The 15,735-nt window shown below is 41.4% G+C and carries 16 protein-coding genes and 1 tRNA gene; 16 read left to right on the top strand and 1 reads right to left on the bottom strand.

Annotated features, from left to right (window positions below; all coding sequences use genetic code 11):
• Positions 1–85 precede the first annotated feature (85 nt).
• The 10 genes from rnpA to gap all read left to right on the top strand — a co-directional run bounded on the left by rnpA (position 86) and on the right by gap (position 10,644).
• Positions 86–457 carry a ribonuclease P protein component gene (rnpA, locus tag ACXYSL_RS09005; protein ID WP_458624538.1) on the top strand — a complete coding sequence of 124 codons (372 nt, stop codon included), beginning with the start codon at positions 86–88 and terminating at the stop codon, positions 455–457.
• Entirely contained in the window at positions 432–1,259 is an 828-nt protein-coding gene (locus ACXYSL_RS09000) for a membrane protein insertase YidC (RefSeq protein ID WP_458624537.1), read from the top strand. Before rnpA ends, ACXYSL_RS09000 begins: the two co-directional genes overlap by 26 nt.
• A gap of 14 nt (positions 1,260–1,273) precedes the next feature.
• Positions 1,274–2,260: an RNA-binding cell elongation regulator Jag/EloR gene (jag, locus tag ACXYSL_RS08995; RefSeq protein WP_458624536.1), complete on the top strand. Its 987-nt coding sequence runs from the start codon at positions 1,274–1,276 to the stop codon at positions 2,258–2,260.
• Positions 2,261–2,315: 55 nt separating this feature from the next.
• Positions 2,316–2,939, top strand: a complete 624-nt coding sequence (locus ACXYSL_RS08990; RefSeq protein ID WP_458624535.1) for an HI_0552 family protein — start codon at positions 2,316–2,318, stop codon at positions 2,937–2,939.
• Between the two features lie 117 nt (positions 2,940–3,056).
• Positions 3,057–5,033, top strand: a complete 1,977-nt coding sequence (gene tkt / locus ACXYSL_RS08985; protein WP_458624534.1) for a transketolase — start codon at positions 3,057–3,059, stop codon at positions 5,031–5,033.
• A gap of 128 nt (positions 5,034–5,161) precedes the next feature.
• Complete coding sequence (gene yajC, locus ACXYSL_RS08980; RefSeq protein ID WP_025168800.1) at positions 5,162–5,482, top strand: preprotein translocase subunit YajC; 321 nt, start codon at positions 5,162–5,164, stop codon at positions 5,480–5,482.
• Between the two features lie 47 nt (positions 5,483–5,529).
• Positions 5,530–5,973: a low molecular weight protein-tyrosine-phosphatase gene (locus ACXYSL_RS08975; protein WP_061587787.1), complete on the top strand. Its 444-nt coding sequence runs from the start codon at positions 5,530–5,532 to the stop codon at positions 5,971–5,973.
• On the top strand, positions 5,960–6,373 hold the full coding sequence (locus ACXYSL_RS08970; RefSeq protein WP_458624533.1) for a hypothetical protein: 414 nt from the start codon (positions 5,960–5,962) through the stop codon (positions 6,371–6,373). Before ACXYSL_RS08975 ends, ACXYSL_RS08970 begins: the two co-directional genes overlap by 14 nt.
• Before the next feature lie 295 nt (positions 6,374–6,668).
• Positions 6,669–9,320 carry a bifunctional acetaldehyde-CoA/alcohol dehydrogenase gene (gene adhE / locus ACXYSL_RS08965; RefSeq protein WP_458624532.1) on the top strand — a complete coding sequence of 884 codons (2,652 nt, stop codon included), beginning with the start codon at positions 6,669–6,671 and terminating at the stop codon, positions 9,318–9,320.
• A gap of 316 nt (positions 9,321–9,636) precedes the next feature.
• Positions 9,637–10,644, top strand: coding sequence for a type I glyceraldehyde-3-phosphate dehydrogenase (gene gap, locus ACXYSL_RS08960; protein WP_000260675.1), 1,008 nt, complete (start codon positions 9,637–9,639; stop codon positions 10,642–10,644).
• Between the two features lie 70 nt (positions 10,645–10,714).
• Here gap and ACXYSL_RS08955 read toward each other — a convergent pair whose 3' ends face one another.
• Positions 10,715–11,590, bottom strand: a complete 876-nt coding sequence (locus ACXYSL_RS08955) for an RluA family pseudouridine synthase (RefSeq protein WP_247946932.1) — start codon at positions 11,588–11,590, stop codon at positions 10,715–10,717.
• Positions 11,591–11,676: 86 nt separating this feature from the next.
• Between ACXYSL_RS08955 and pbp2a the strand changes: the two genes are divergently transcribed.
• From pbp2a to ACXYSL_RS08925, 6 genes are all read left to right on the top strand, one after another.
• Entirely contained in the window at positions 11,677–13,872 is a 2,196-nt protein-coding gene (gene pbp2a / locus ACXYSL_RS08950) for a penicillin-binding protein PBP2A (RefSeq protein ID WP_458624531.1), read from the top strand.
• 52 nt (positions 13,873–13,924) lie between these two features.
• Complete coding sequence (gene rpmG, locus ACXYSL_RS08945) at positions 13,925–14,077, top strand: 50S ribosomal protein L33 (RefSeq protein WP_001809375.1); 153 nt, start codon at positions 13,925–13,927, stop codon at positions 14,075–14,077.
• Positions 14,078–14,086: 9 nt separating this feature from the next.
• Positions 14,087–14,263 carry a preprotein translocase subunit SecE gene (gene secE, locus ACXYSL_RS08940; protein ID WP_458624530.1) on the top strand — a complete coding sequence of 59 codons (177 nt, stop codon included), beginning with the start codon at positions 14,087–14,089 and terminating at the stop codon, positions 14,261–14,263.
• Between the two features lie 51 nt (positions 14,264–14,314).
• Positions 14,315–14,851 carry a transcription termination/antitermination protein NusG gene (gene nusG, locus ACXYSL_RS08935; protein WP_000376732.1) on the top strand — a complete coding sequence of 179 codons (537 nt, stop codon included), beginning with the start codon at positions 14,315–14,317 and terminating at the stop codon, positions 14,849–14,851.
• A gap of 120 nt (positions 14,852–14,971) precedes the next feature.
• Positions 14,972–15,445, top strand: a complete 474-nt coding sequence (locus ACXYSL_RS08930) for a sigma-70 family RNA polymerase sigma factor (protein WP_458624529.1) — start codon at positions 14,972–14,974, stop codon at positions 15,443–15,445.
• Between the two features lie 64 nt (positions 15,446–15,509).
• A tRNA-Glu gene (locus tag ACXYSL_RS08925) sits at positions 15,510–15,581 on the top strand.
• The last annotated feature ends 154 nt before the right edge of the window (positions 15,582–15,735 follow it).

Raw genomic sequence — 15,735 nt, 5'->3', positions numbered from 1 at the left:
GTAGAAAATGTCTAAAACCTTGCTGTTATTGGCTTTTTGGAAAAATATGGTATAATAGTAGTAATTTAATAGATGGAGTTGAGTTTTGAAGAAAAACTTTCGTGTAAAAAGAGAGAAAGATTTTAAGGCGATTTTCAAGGACGGAACGAGTTTTGCCAATCGAAAATTTGTTGTCTACCAATTGGAAAACCAGCAAAACCATTTTCGAGTAGGGCTGTCCGTCAGCAAAAAGCTGGGGAATGCAGTTACCAGAAATCAAATTAAGAGACGAATCCGACACATTCTACAAAGTGTAAAAGGGAGTTTGGTAGAGCATGTCGATTTTATCGTGATTGCCCGAAAAGGGGTAGAAACCTTGGAATATGCAGAGATGGAGAAAAATCTACTCCACGTATTAAAGTTATCAAAGATTTATCAGGAAGGAAATGGGAGTGAAAAAGAAACTACAGTTGACTAGTTTGTTGGGCTTGTCCTTGTTTATCATGACGGCCTGTGCAACAAATAGTACAGCTAGCGATATAACAGCGGATTCGACAGATTTTTGGAGTAAATTCGTCTATTTTTTTGCTGAAACTATTCGATTTTTGTCCTTTGACATTAGTATCGGAGTGGGGATTATCCTCTTCACAATCTTGATTCGGACGATTTTATTGCCGGTCTTTCAGACACAGATGGTTGCCTCTAGAAAAATGCAAGAGGCACAACCACGCATCAAGGCTTTGCGAGAACAATATCCGGGTCGTGATATGGAAAGTAGAACCAAGCTAGACCAGGAGATGCGCAAGGTTTATAAAGAGTTAGGGATCAAGCATTCATCCTCTCTCTGGCCAATTTTAATACAAATGCCGGTTCTCTTGGCGCTCTTTCAAGCCTTGAGTCGAGTAGACTTTTTGAAAACAGGTCACTTTTTATGGATTAATTTGGGAGGAGTAGATACAAGTTTTGTCCTTCCGATTTTGGCAGCAGTCTTTACCTTCTTGAGTAGCTGGTTATCGAATAAAGCTTTATCTGAAAAAAGTGGAGCTACGACAGGGATGATGTATGGTATGCCGGTACTGATTTTTATCTTTGCCATCTCTGCGCCTAGTGGAGTTGCCTTGTACTGGGCTGTATCCAATGCTTACCAAGTTCTGCAAACCTATTTCTTGAACAATCCTTTCAAGATTATTGCTGAAAGAGAAGCAGTGGCACAAGCAGAAAAAGATTTAGAAGGTAAGAAGAGAAAAGCCTTGAAAAAAGCACAGAAAAAGAAAAAATAAGGAGGAATCTGGTAATGGTATTATTTACAGGTTCAACGGTTGAAGAAGCAATCCAAAAAGGGTTGAAAGAATTAGACATTCCAAGAATGAAGGCCCACATCAAGGTTGTTTCAAAAGAGAAAAAAGGGTTCTTAGGCTTGTTTGGTAAGAAGCCAGCCCAAGTTGATATCGAAGCGATTAGTGAAACGACAGTGATCAAAGCCAATCAGCAAGCTATTAAAGGGGTTCCAAAAGAAGTCAATGAAAAGAATGAACCAGTGAAGACCGTCAGCGAAGCAACTGTTGATTTGGGGCATGTAGTGGAAGCCATCAAGAAGATTGAAGAAGAGGGTCAAGGTGTCTCTGAAGAGGTCAAGGCTGAAATCCTGAAAAATGAAAAGCATGCCAGCACGATTTTGGAAGAAACAGGTCATATTTCAATTTTAAATGAACTTCAAGCAGAAGATGTTATTGAGGAAGTGGAATCTGCTCCGGAAAAAGAAACTGAAACGCAGGAAGCAGCAAGCCAATCGTTGGAAGACTTGGGCTTAAAAGTAGAGCCAAGTTATGATATCGAACAAGTGGCAACTGAAGTAGCTAGCTACGTTCAAACCATTGTAGACGATATGGATGTTGAAGGGACGATTTCAAGCGACTACAATCGCCGCACCATCAATCTTCAAATTGACACCAATGAACCAGGCCGGATTATCGGCTATCACGGAAAAGTCTTGAAAGCTCTCCAACTATTGGCGCAAAATTACCTTTACAATCGCTATTCGAGAACGTTCTACATCACAATCAATGTCAATGATTACGTTGAACACCGTGCAGAAGTCTTGCAAACCTACGCTCAAAAATTGGCGACTCGCGTTTTAGAAGAAGGACGTAGCCAACAAACAGATCCAATGTCAAATAGCGAACGCAAGATTATCCATCGCATTATTTCACGCATGGATGGCGTGACGAGTTACTCTGAAGGTGACGAGCCAAATCGCTATGTTGTCGTAGATGCAGAATAAGCAAAGCAAAATCAGGTTCATCCTGATTTTTTGCTAGGAAAGGAAAGATTCAGATATGCTGAAAGCAGTTAGAGAATACCTATCATTTGCAGGAGTCCAGTACCGTAATCCTGATAAAGCTGGCGATGAAAGAGAAAAGATGTTGGACTTGCGGCAAAAAGGCCAAGAGGCTCGGAAGTCTTTTACAGAACTGGCCAAAACCTTTCAAGCTAGTCATCCAGAATGGCAATTGCAACAGACTAGTCAGTGGATGAACCAAGCGCAACGCTTGCGGCCACATTTCTGGGCCTATCTTCAGAGAGACGGACAAGTGACAGAACCTATGATGGCTCTTCGTTTGTATGGAACACCTGCTGACTTTGGGATTTCTTTGGAAGTCAGTTTCATCGAGCGCAAGAAAGACGAACAGACCTTAGACAAGCAAGCCAAGGTCTTAGAACTTCCAGTGGTAGAAGGAATTTATTATCTAGTCTATTCAAATGGGGAAAGTCATAAGGTGGAGGCTACTGAGGAGAATCGTCGTACTTTACGCGAGAAGGTGAGAAGTCAGGAAGTCCGTAAAGTGTTGGTTAAGTCAGATGTTTCCCTCATTGCAAATCAGTCAGTAGAAGCGATATTGGAGAAGCTAGAAGACGCTTATACGCGCTTGCTTCCGTACTATGAAGTGACGAGGGAATAGAAAATCAAATGTGTTAGATGAACGCAAATTGTTTTATTGCTATTCTATGCATTTTTTCATATAATAGTAAAATAGGATGTGTGATTTATTAATCACCTCAAAGAGAAAGGAAATTCTATGTCAAATCTATCTGTTAATGCAATTCGTTTTCTAGGTATTGACGCCATCAACAAAGCAAACTCAGGTCACCCAGGGGTGGTTATGGGGGCTGCTCCTATGGCATATAGCCTCTTTACAAAGCAACTTCGTATCAATCCAGCTCAACCAAACTGGATCAACCGCGATCGCTTTATTCTTTCAGCAGGACACGGCTCAATGCTTCTTTATGCCCTTCTTCACCTCTCTGGTTTTGAAGATGTTAGCATGGATGAAGTCAAGAACTTCCGCCAATGGGGTTCTAAAACACCAGGTCACCCAGAATTTGGACATACTGCAGGGGTTGACGCTACAACTGGTCCTCTAGGACAAGGGATTTCGACTGCCACAGGTTTTGCCCAAGCAGAACGTTTCCTAGCAGCAAAATACAATCGTGAAGGCTACCATCTCTTTGACCACTATACTTACGTTATCTGTGGAGACGGAGATTTGATGGAAGGTGTCTCAAGTGAGGCGGCTTCATACGCAGGCTTGCAAAAACTTGACAAGTTGGTGGTTCTTTATGATTCAAATGACATCAACTTGGATGGTGAGACAAAGGATTCTTTCACTGAAAGTGTTCGTGATCGCTACAATGCCTACGGCTGGCATACAGCCTTGGTTGAAGATGGAACAGACTTGGAAGCAATCCATGCTGCTATCGAAACAGCTAAAGCTTCAGGCAAGCCATCTTTGATTGAAGTGAAGACTGTGATTGGATACGGTTCTCCAAACAAACAAGGAACTAATGCGGTACACGGTGCTCCTCTTGGAGCAGATGAAACTGCGGCTACTCGCCAAGCCCTCGGTTGGGACTATGAACCATTTGAAATCCCATCTGAAGTATATGCTGATTTCAAGGAAAATGTTGCAGACCGTGGCGCATCAGCTTATCAAGCTTGGACTAAATTAGTTGCTGACTATAAAGAGGCTCATCCAGAACTGGCTGCAGAAGTAGAGGCCATCATCGACGGACGTGACCCAGTTGAGGTGACTCCAGCAGACTTCCCAGCCATAGAAAATGGATTTTCTCAAGCAACTCGCAACTCAAGTCAAGATGCTTTGAACGTTGTAGCTGCCAAGTTGCCAACCTTCCTAGGTGGATCAGCTGACCTCGCTCACTCAAACATGACTTACATCAAAACGGATGGACTTCAAGATGATGCTAATCGCTTGAACCGCAACATTCAGTTTGGTGTTCGTGAATTTGCAATGGGAACGATCTTGAACGGGATGGCCCTTCACGGTGGACTTCGTGTGTACGGAGGTACTTTCTTCGTCTTCTCTGACTATGTGAAAGCGGCTGTCCGCTTGTCAGCCTTGCAAGGACTTCCTGTGACTTATGTCTTTACCCACGATTCAATCGCAGTTGGTGAAGATGGTCCAACTCACGAACCAGTTGAACACCTAGCAGGTCTTCGTGCTATGCCAAATCTGAATGTTTTCCGCCCAGCAGATGCTCGTGAAACTCAAGCAGCTTGGTACCTTGCCGTGACAAGCGAAAAAACACCAACTGCCCTTGTCTTGACACGTCAAAACTTGACTGTAGAAGAGGGAACAGACTTTGATAAAGTTGCGAAAGGTGCCTATGTTGTCTATGAAAATGCAGCAGACTTTGATACGATCTTGATTGCAACAGGTTCAGAGGTGAATTTGGCGGTCGCAGCTGCCAAAGAATTGGCTAGCCAAGGGGCAAAAGTCCGTGTAGTTAGCATGCCATCAACAGATGTCTTTGACGCACAAGATGCAGCATACAAGGAAGAAATCCTTCCAAATGCAGTTCGCCGTCGTGTTGCAGTCGAAATGGGTGCAACTCAAAACTGGTACAAATATGTTGGTCTTGATGGTGCCGTTCTCGGTATTGATACCTTTGGAGCATCTGCCCCAGCACCAAAAGTATTGGCGGAGTATGGATTTACAGTTGAAAATCTAGTCAAAGTCGTTCAAAACTTGAAATAATCACAAAAATCAGAGTGAAAACTCTGATTTTTTATAACCATAAAAACAAGGTACAACCTTGTAAAAGTAGCTGAAATTTGATATAGTAGTCCTATGTAAAATACAAAGGAGAAAATACTATGGAAAATATTAGTCCAAATTTAACATTTTTGATCATGCTTGTAGGTATGTTTGCCTTGATGTTCTTTATGCAACGTTCTCAAAAGAAACAAGCACAAAAGCGTATGGAAAGCTTGAACAAGCTTCAAAAAGGCTATGAAGTCATTACAATTGGTGGGCTTTACGGAACAGTGGATGAAGTAGATACTGAGAAAGGTACAATCGTACTGGATGTAGATGGGGTCTATTTGACCTTTGAATTGGCTGCAATTAAGACCGTTTTGCCACTCAAAGAAGCTGTGACACCAGAAGGAACAGTTGTTGACGAAGGCGGAGCAATCGAAGAATAAAACGGGATCTGTCACTCCCGTTTTTCTATGAGATGAGAGGAAAAGGGATGAAAAAAATAGTATTTGTTTGCCTAGGAAATATCTGTCGTAGCCCCATGGCAGAGTTTGTGATGAAGTCCATGACGAGCGATTACCACGTCGAGAGTCGGGCAACGTCATCATGGGAACATGGCAATCCGATTCATAAGGGAACGCAAGGAATTTTCCAGCAATATCAGATCCCGTATGACAAAGACAAAACATCGCTTCAGATCGGCAGAGAAGACTTTGAATCGTTTGATTACATTATCGGTATGGATGCTTCAAACGTTTCAGATCTGCGTCAAATGTGCCCTCAAGAACTACAGTACAAGATCTACTCTTTTGCATCTGAAAGTGTCCCAGATCCTTGGTATACAGGAGATTTTGAGGAAACCTATACTCGTATCACAAGTGGATGTCAACACTGGCTAGATCGATTAGAAAATGAGAGTGACAATGGAAAAGCTTAAAGAAATCTTTGAAAAATATCGAGTATATCTAACTCGCCCGCGTATAGAGATTGCAACAGTTCTTCTAATCGCTATCTGTGCCGTGTCAGTTTTTCTACTAAACACACCCAAAAAGGGTGTCCTGACACTTGATAATGGTGCGCTTGTTTATGATGGCACCTTGGTACGAGGGAAAATGAATGGTCAAGGAACCCTGACCTTTGAAAATGGAGACCAATATACAGGTGCTTTCAATAATGGAGCCTTTAATGGAAAAGGGACTTTCCAATCAAAAGATGGCTGGAAATACGAAGGTGATTTTGTAAATGGTCAGGCTGAAGGTCAAGGGACGTTGACTACAGAGCAAGAAGTCGTTTATGAAGGAACCTTTAAACAAGGCGTTTTTCAGCAAAAACAGTAGTCTCCAAGTTAGGAGACTATTTTTTAAAACCATCAAGAAAGCGCTTTCTTTGTTTGGACTCGATAACTATCTATCAACTAGAAAAACTTTGTGAAATAAAAAAATTTTCTCCATAATTTCACAATCATCCGGCCAAAACTCTATTGCATAGCTATATTGAGAAAAAAATCACAATATCAGAAAATTTCTTTGTGAAATGCTTATGAAACTGTTTACAAAGCATAAAAAAAGAGTTATAATAAACTTGTGAAAAAATTAACAAAGGATAACATCCTTAAAGGCTATGGAGGATAATATGGCTGATAAAAAAACAGTAACACCAGAGGAAAAACAACTTGCTGCTGAAAAGCATGTCGACGGTCTCGTGAAAAATGCCTTGGTTGCGCTTGATGAAATGCGTAAGTTGAACCAAGAGCAAGTTGACTACATCGTAGCAAAAGCGTCTGTTGCAGCACTTGATGCGCACGGTATCCTTGCACAACACGCAGTTGAAGAAACTGGTCGTGGTGTATTTGAAGATAAGGCGACAAAAAATCTATTTGCCTGTGAACACGTAGTGAACAATATGCGTGGAGTTAAAACAGCTGGAGTTATCGAAGATGATCCAATTACAGGTTTGACGAAGATTGCGGAGCCAGTCGGAGTTATTTGTGGTATCACTCCAACAACAAACCCAACTTCAACAGCGATTTTCAAATCATTGATTGCTTTGAAGACACGTAACCCAATCGTTTTCGCCTTCCACCCATCAGCTCAAGAATCTTCTGCTCATGCTGCACAAATCGTTCGTGATGCAGCCATCGCAGCCGGTGCACCTGAAAACTGTGTTCAATGGATTACAGAGCCATCTATGGAAGCAACTGGGGCACTTATGAACCACGAAGGTGTTGCGACTATCCTCGCAACTGGTGGGAATGCTATGGTTAAAGCTGCATACTCATGTGGAAAACCAGCTCTTGGGGTAGGTGCCGGAAACGTTCCTGCCTATGTAGAAAAATCTGCTGACCTTCGTCAAGCTGCTCATGACATCGTTATGTCTAAATCATTTGATAATGGGATGGTCTGTGCATCAGAACAAGCGGTTATCATTGATAAAGAAGTGTATGACGAATTTGTAGAAGAATTCAAATCATACCATACTTACTTTGTAAACAAGAAAGAAAAAGCGCTTTTGGAAGAATTCTGTTTTGGTGCAAAAGCTAACAGCAAGAACTGCGCAGGTGCTAAACTAAACGCAAACATCGTTGGTAAACCAGCATCATGGATTGCTGAACAAGCAGGATTTAGTGTTCCAGAAGGAACAAACATCTTGGCTGCAGAATGTGCAGAAGTAGGACCAAAAGAACCATTGACTCGTGAAAAATTGTCACCAGTTATCGCTGTCCTAAAAGCTGAAGATACAGAAGACGGTTTTAAAAAAGCTCGTCAAATGGTTGAGTTTAACGGACTTGGTCACTCAGCAGCCATCCATACAAAAGACGAAGCTCTTGCTAAACGCTTTGGTACAGAAATCAAAGCAATGCGTATTATCTGGAACTCTCCATCTACTTTCGGTGGTATCGGTGACGTATACAATGCCTTCATTCCATCATTGACACTTGGATGTGGTTCATATGGACGCAACTCAGTCGGTGATAACGTAAGTGCGATCAACCTTCTAAACATCAAGAAAGTAGGAAAACGTAGAAATAATATGCAATGGTTTAAAGTTCCTTCAAAAATCTACTTCGAACGTAACTCAATCCAATACCTTCAAACTTGCGAAGGTATCGAACGTGTCATGATTGTTACCGATAAATCAATTGAAAAACTCGGTTTTGTACAACGTGTGATTGACCAATTGAATCTTCGTAAAAACAAAGTCACGATTCAAGTCTTCTCAGATGTTGAACCAGATCCAGATATCACAACAGTTCGTCGTGGTGTTGAAGTAATGCGTTCGTTTGAACCAGACACTATCATTGCCCTTGGTGGTGGTTCACCAATGGATGCAGCTAAAGGTATGTGGATGTTCTATGAACAGCCAGACGTTGACTTCGGTGACCTCGTTCAAAAATTCATGGATATCCGCAAACGTGCCTTCAAATTCCCATCACTTGGTAAGAAAGCACAATATATCGGTATTCCAACAACATCTGGTACAGGTTCAGAAGTAACACCGTTTGCAGTTATCTCTGACAAGGCAAACAACCGGAAATACCCAATCACTGACTACGCTTTGACACCAACCATTGCAATTGTTGACCCTGCTTTAGTAGAATCTGTTCCAGCATTTATTGCTGCTGACACAGGTATGGATGTCTTGACACACGCAACTGAAGCTTATACTTCTAACTTTGCCAATGACTATACAGATGGTATTGCTCTTCAAACCATCAAGTTAGTCTTCAAATACTTGGAAAAATCTGTAAAAACAGTTGACCCAGAAGCCCGTGAAAAGATGCATAATGCCTCTACAATGGCTGGTATGGCCTTTGCAAATGCCTTCCTTGGAATGAGTCACTCAATGGCGCATAAGATTGGTGCTGTTCACCACACCATTCACGGACGTACAAATGCTATTTTACTTCCTTATGTTATCCGTTATAATGGAACTCGTCCATCTAAAACTACAACATGGCCTAAGTACAATTACTGGAAAGCTGATGAAAAATTCCAAGATATCGCTCGTATGCTAGGTCTTCCTTGCTCAACACCAGAAGAAGCGGTTGAAGCTTATGCCAAAGCAGTTTACGATCTTGGTGAAGCAGTTGGAATCACAATGAACTTCAAAGGCTTTGGTATCGATGAAAAAACTTGGAAAGACAGCTTGCATGAGATTGCCTTACTTGCTTACGAAGATCAATGTTCACCTGCTAACCCACGCTTGCCAATGGTAGCTGACATGGAAGAAATCATGGCAGATGCTTACTATGGCTATGCAGAACGACCAGGACGTCGTAAATAATCGTTTATCAGCCTAGAGGCAGGAGAAATCCTGTCTCTTTTTTGTGAACTCAGATAGACCTGGAATTAAGGTTGAGTGTGGAACTGGAGATAATATACGAACATTATAAAAGATTGTAGGGATATATTTAAAAATTAAAGAATAAGTGAATGAAAAAGAGTGGAAAAGTAGAAAAGCAAGAGAGAAAATCAACGCCCGTACTTGCAATTCAACTCAAATAGTTATATAATAGGTTTGTTGAAAGGTGATTTGTAGTGATTCAAGTTACTCTTTTCACAATAAAATTTTCATGATTTTCATAAGGAGGAAATCACTAATGGTAGTTAAAGTTGGTATTAACGGTTTCGGACGTATCGGTCGTCTTGCTTTCCGCCGTATCCAAAATGTAGAAGGTGTTGAAGTTACTCGTATCAACGACCTTACAGATCCAGTGATGCTTGCACACTTGTTGAAATACGACACAACTCAAGGTCGTTTCGACGGTACTGTAGAAGTTAAAGAAGGTGGATTCGAAGTTAACGGTAAATTCGTTAAAGTTTCTGCTGAACGTGATCCAGAGCAAATCGACTGGGCTAACGATGGTGTAGAAATCGTTCTTGAAGCAACTGGTTTCTTTGCTACTAAAGCAGCGGCTGAAAAACACCTTAAAGGTGGTGCTAAGAAAGTTGTTATCACTGCTCCTGGTGGAAGCGATGTTAAAACAATCGTATTCAACACTAACCACGATACACTTGATGGTACTGAAACAGTTATCTCAGGTGCTTCATGTACTACAAACTGTTTGGCTCCAATGGCTAAAGCTCTTCATGACAACTTCGGTATCGTTGAAGGTTTGATGACTACTATCCACGCTTACACTGGTGACCAAATGATTCTTGACGGACCACACCGTAAAGGTGACCTTCGCCGTGCTCGTGCTGCTGCAGTTAACATCGTTCCTAACTCAACTGGTGCTGCTAAAGCAATCGGTTTGGTTATTCCTGAATTGAACGGTAAATTGGATGGAGCTGCTCAACGTGTTCCTGTTCCAGCTGGTTCAGTAACTGAATTGGTAGCAGTTCTTGACAAGAACGTTACTGTTGATGAAGTAAATGCAGCTATGAAAGCAGCTTCTAACGAATCATATGGATACACTGAAGATCCAATCGTATCTTCTGATATCCTAGGTATGTCATTCGGTTCATTGTTTGACGCAACTCAAACTAAAGTTCTTGACGTTGACGGTAAACAATTGGTTAAAGTTGTTTCATGGTATGACAACGAAATGTCTTACACTTCACAACTTGTTCGTACTCTTGAATACTTTGCAAAAATCGCTAAATAATTCTTGAGTCGATAAAAAAGCAAGGCTTTCTGGCCTTGCTTTTTTGTATATATAAGAATAAATGATAGTGTCATCCATTCTTTTTTAATTCTTTTTCAAAAGTATCCGATAGAACAGTGAAACTCAATTTTTCTAAGGTGAGTGGATGGGTAAAAGAAAGGCGAAAGGCATGAAGCATAAGCCGGCTCGTTTTTGATCTAGAGTTATAGAGAGGATCGCCCAGGATAGGATGCTTGTGATGAGAGAGGTGAACACGGATTTGATGCGTTCGACCGGTCTTTAGTTTGCAACGAACTAGAGAAGTCTTATTTGGAAATTGCTTTAATCGACTGATATGTGTTTCAGCATATTGTCCATTTTTTGCATCAACTATTCTTTTTCTACGATCGTGTCGATCACGACCAATTTTATCTCGAAAGACAAGTTCTTTACTCCCTACTTGCCCCTCTACGAGTGCCCAGTACTCGCGAGCAATGTCCTTTTTCTCCAACAAACGATTGAGGATGGGTAAGATAAAAGGATTTTTAGCAAAAAGCACTAGCCCGCTTGTTTCCATATCCAGGCGATGAACGACATAGCAGGTTTGGCCAACGTAGGCAGAGACATGGTTGAGAAGGGCAATTTCACCAGGTTGATTTCCGTGAGTTTTCATTCCCTCTGGCTTGTTGACGATAATGAGATGTTGGTCTTGATAAACCTCTTGAACGAGGTTTGGATTGCCCCAAAGGATTTCTTTTGGGGGATAATCTTCCTCGTCAAAAGTCAACTGGCAAATGTCCCCTGGCTTCACCATCTCGTTCCAGTGAACTTCTTCGTGATTAATTAAGATGTTCTTCTTGGTTCTCAAAAAATGACGGATTTTTCTAGGAATGAGTAGTTGTTCCTCTAGAAATTGTTTGACCGTCATTTGAGGCAGGGATTCGGGTAATGTAAATGTGAATTGCATACAGATATTGTAACAAAAAAAGCCCTATTTGGATAGGGAGTAGCTAAATTCTTGAGTTCCCATGGTGAAGATGATAAAATAAACGCATGAAATTAGATAAATTATTTGAGAAGTTTCTTTCTCTCTTTAAAAAAGAAACGAATGAATCGGCGGGATCTGATTCGACTAGCATGCGTCGTTCTCGGAGCGATAGAAAAAAATTGTCCCAAGTTGGCCCAATTCGGAAATTTTGGCGTCGTTATCATCTGACGAAGATTGTCATCATTTTAGGGTTAAGCGCTGGCTTGCTTGTGGGAACCTACCTATTTGCGATAGCCAAGTCTACCAATGTCAATGATTTGCAAAATGCCTTGAAAACGCGAACTCTGATTTTTGACCGCGAAGAAAAAGAGGCGGGGGCCCTGTCCGGTCAAAAGGGAACCTATGTTGAACTGACAGACATCAGTAAAGACTTGCAAAATGCTGTCGTCGCGACAGAGGATCGTTCCTTCTATAAAAATGATGGGATAAACTACGGTCGTTTCTTTCTAGCCATCCTTACAGCGGGTCGTTCTGGAGGGGGGTCCACCATCACCCAACAGTTGGCAAAAAATGCTTATCTGTCTCAGGACCAGACCGTTGAACGGAAGGCCAAGGAGTTTTTCCTTGCCCTAGAGTTGACCAAGAAATACAGTAAGGAGCAAATCCTTGCTATGTACCTCAATAACGCCTACTTCGGAAATGGGGTATGGGGGGTTGAAGATGCAAGTAAGAAATATTTCGGTGTATCGGCTTCACAACTAACGCTTGATCAGGCGGCAACTCTAGCAGGGATGCTCAAGGGGCCAGAATTGTATAATCCATTAAATTCTGTTGAGACTTCAACCAACCGTAGGGATACTGTTTTGCAAAATATGGTTGTAGCGGGTTATATTGATAAAAATCAAGAGACCGAAGCAGCTGGAGCAGATATGGCTTCTCAACTGCAAGATAAGTATGAAGGGAAGATTTCGGATTATCGTTACCCGTCCTATTTTGATGCAGTTGTCAACGAAGCAGTTTCCAAGTACAATCTCACAGAAGAGGAAATTGTCAACAACGGCTATCGAATCTATACAGAACTTGACCAAAACTACCAAGCCAACATGCAGGTTGTTTACGAAAATACCTCACTATTTCCAAAGGCAGAAGACGGAACACATGCTGAATCAGGTAGTGTTGCTTTAGAGCCTAAAACAGGTGGGGTGCGTAGCGTTGTTGGTAGCGTAGCTGGCGATGACAAACCAGGCTTCCGCAATTTCAACTATGCCACTCAGTCTAAGCGTAGCCCAGGCTCAACTATCAAACCTTTAGTGGTTTATACGCCTGCGGTAGAAGCAGGATGGGCCTTAAACAAGCAATTGGATAATCATACGATGCAGTACGATAGTTATCAAGTGGACAATTATGCAGGGATTAAGACTTCTCCTGAAGTACCTATGTATCAGGCTTTGGCGGAATCACTCAATTTACCGGCAGTTGCGACTGTAAATGCATTAGGTATTGACAAAGCTTTTGACGCTGGGGAGAGATTTGGCCTGAATATGGAAAATGTTGATCGAGTTCTTGGAGTCGCTCTCGGTGGAGGTGTAGAGACGAATCCCCTCCAGATGGCACAGGCCTATGCAACCTTTGCTAATGAAGGTCTGATGCCTGAAGCGCATTTTATCACTCGTATTGAAAATGCCAGTGGTCAGGTCATCAAGAGTTATAAAAATTCCCAAAAACGAGTGATTGATAAGTCGGTAGCCGATAAAATGACCAGCATGATGCTAGGGACATTTACCAATGGTACAGGAATTAGTTCATCGCCAACAGATTATGTTATGGCTGGAAAGACAGGTACTACTGAGGCTGCTTTTAATTCAGTATATACTAGTGACCAATGGGTGATTGGTTATACTCCAGATGTGGTAATCACCCACTGGCTCGGCTTCCCGACGACGGATGAGAACCATTATCTAGCAGGTTCGACCTCAAATGGAGCAGCCCATGTCTTTAGAAGTATGGCTAATACCATTTTGCCATACACTCCAGGTAGCACCTTTACAGTTGAGAATGCTTATAAACAAAATGGTATTGAACCAGAAAATACGAAAAAGCAGGTTGTTGAAAATGAGACAAACCAGTCTGAGGATCCGATAGGAGATATTCGTAGTCGTGCACAAAATCTTGTAGATGAAGCAGGACGTGCGATTTCAGAAGCTAAAATAAAAGAAAAAGCCCAGACAATATGGGACTCAATCCTTAATCTATTTCGTTAAGAGGCTTGTCAAAGCCTAGGTTTCTTGTTATAATAGATAAGATGGAGGCGTTATGGCACTAAAAAAAGCAAGCCTAGCTTGTGCAGTTTGTGGTTCAAGAAATTATTCAATCAAAATTAGTGGGAACCCCAAGCCAACACGACTAGAAGTAAATAAATTTTGTAAACATTGTGGGAAATATACGACACATAGAGAAACGAGATAGGAGAGAACGATGGGTTTTATTAAGGATATTTTTAAACTTCTTAAAGAAACAACGTGGCCAACTTGCAAGGAAAGCTGGAGAGATTTTCGCTCTATTATGGAATACACAGCCTTCTTTGTGGTCATCATTTACATTTTTGACCAGTTGATTGTTTCAGGTTTGATTCGATTTATTAACATTTTTTAGAAGAAAGGCAGAGAGCTTCTGCTAATTTTTTCTATTATGAAAGGAAATATCATGGATAGTTTTGACAAAGGATGGTTTGTTCTACAAACTTATTCTGGCTATGAAAATAAGGTAAAAGAAAATCTATTGCAACGTGCGCAAACGTATAACATGTTGGATAATATTCTACGCGTTGAGATTCCAACACAAACCGTGCAAGTTGAGAAAAATGGAAAGAAAAAGGAAGTTGAAGAGAATCGCTTTCCAGGTTATGTCCTTGTAGAAATGGTCATGACAGATGAAGCATGGTTCGTCGTTCGAAACACACCGAACGTAACAGGATTCGTCGGCTCACACGGGAACAGATCAAAACCAACTCCACTATTGGAACAAGAAATCCGTGATATCTTGGTTTCAATGGGACAAACTGTTCAAGAGTTCGATATTGACGTTGAAGTTGGACAGACAGTCCGCATTATTGATGGCGCTTTTGCAGACTACACAGGGAAAATTACTGAAATTGATAACAACAAAGTGAAGATGATTATCTCTATGTTTGGTAATGATACGATTGCAGAAGTAAACCTAAACCAAATTGCAGAATTATAACCCCAGAGAGGCCTTGCCTCTCTTTTTATGTGCCGTTGAGGGAGGAAGAAGTATAGAATAGAGGAAATAGACCCATGGACTCGTGCATTTTGCTAAACTAAATGCAGAAAGGAGAGGTCTATGAATCTAAAAGACTTATATGAAGAAAGCAAGGGAATCGTCCATAAGTGTCGCAAAGATTATCATTTGCATCTGTGGGAGAAAGAGGACTGGGACCAGGAAGGCATGTTATGTCTGTATGAGCTGGTGAGCCGTAATCCAGAGTTATTAGAGGGCGATCGCCATCGACTTTATGTCTTCTTTAAAACAAAGTTTAGAAATCGTATCCTAGATTACATCCGTAAACAGGAAAGCCACAAGCGCCGTTTTGACAAAGAACCCTATGAAGAGGTGAGTGAGATTAGCCATCGTCTAGGAGAAAAAGGACTCAGGCTGGACGATTATTATCTCTTTCACGAACTTCTAAAGAACTACAAATCAAAGCAGAGTATGGAAAAACAAGAATTAATAGACCGTCTCATGGGAGGGGAAGTCTTTAGAGGACGTAAAGCTCTCCTGAGAGAACTTTCCCTTATCTTTTCAGAATTTCGGTAAAGAGGAAAAAAGATCTTGACAAAGGAGGAAAAGTAGGTATAATAGAAAGAGTTGAAAAGCTCAAGGTCCGTTGGTCAAGGGGTTAAGACACCGCCTTTTCACGGCGGTAACACGGGTTCGAATCCCGTACGGACTATGAGTGTATCACAGGGACGAAAAAAGTAAAAAAGTTTCAAAAAAGTGTTGACAGAGAGAGTTAGCTGTGATATACTAATATAGTTGTCGCTTGAGAGAGATTGAGTGACAAAGACCTTTGAAAACTGAACAAGACGAACCAATGTGCAGGGCAC

This window comes from Streptococcus sp. V913 (assembly GCF_054353455.1).
The sequence above is the reverse complement of the archived record's forward strand: the minus strand, read 5'-3'. Positions and strand labels throughout refer to the sequence as shown.